This window comes from Streptomyces poriferorum, assembly GCF_019399235.1.
Classification (GTDB): domain Bacteria; phylum Actinomycetota; class Actinomycetes; order Streptomycetales; family Streptomycetaceae; genus Streptomyces; species Streptomyces poriferorum.
This window is the reverse complement of sequence record NZ_JAELVH010000609.1, coordinates 1-641: the sequence shown is the minus strand read 5'-3', so window position 1 is coordinate 641 and position 641 is coordinate 1. Positions and strand designations below refer to the sequence as shown.

Annotated in this window: 1 protein-coding gene; it reads left to right on the top strand. The window is 70.7% G+C overall.

Annotated elements, in window-relative coordinates; genetic code table 11:
* Positions 1–315: 315 nt before the first annotated feature.
* Positions 316–641: hypothetical protein (locus JGS39_RS40005; RefSeq protein WP_236066151.1), on the top strand; the 326-nt coding region annotated here is incomplete at its 3' end.

The following is a 641-nucleotide window of genomic DNA, read 5'->3' as shown; positions in this document are numbered from 1 at the left end:
GGCGCGCCCACCCGCCAACCAAAGCGCATGGAGGGTGGATTCACGTCGGCAAACCCGAACAAACCATCCCTGTCGCCGCCTTGCCGATGTACCGGCGGCAGAGAACAGCCCGCCTCCCGCGGACGGTTTCCACCGGGGCGTCAACGTGTTCAAAACGAGAAGGTGTTGCAAGGAACACGTGTTCTGCCGCAAGGTAACTGCTGCATCCCCCGGACTGGTGGGCTGCCCGTGCGAGCAGGCCCCGGACGCGCAGCCAACGCGCCCCGCAAGCCGCTCCCGGTCTCTCATCGCAGCCTGTCTGGAGGGCCCTCGACGATGACCGCACCGCTCACTCCCGCTCCCGCCTCCGCCCCGGCCACACCGGCCACACCGCCCTCGCCCGTACGCGGCGCCGTCATCAGCGGCGTCATCGGCGGCCTGATGGGCGCGGTGATGAGCGCGGCGGTGAACTACGCCGCCGTCGGCCTCCCGGACAGCGAATCGGTCAACGCGCTCAACCACGCGATATCGGGCCTGATCAGCGGGTTCATCGCCGGCTTCATCGGGATCCTGGTGCACAGCCGAAAGGCCGCATCGGCCGCACGCGCCGCCGAGGCCGCGACCGCGCCCGCCGCTCCGCAGCCGGCCGAGCCCGCGGAGCA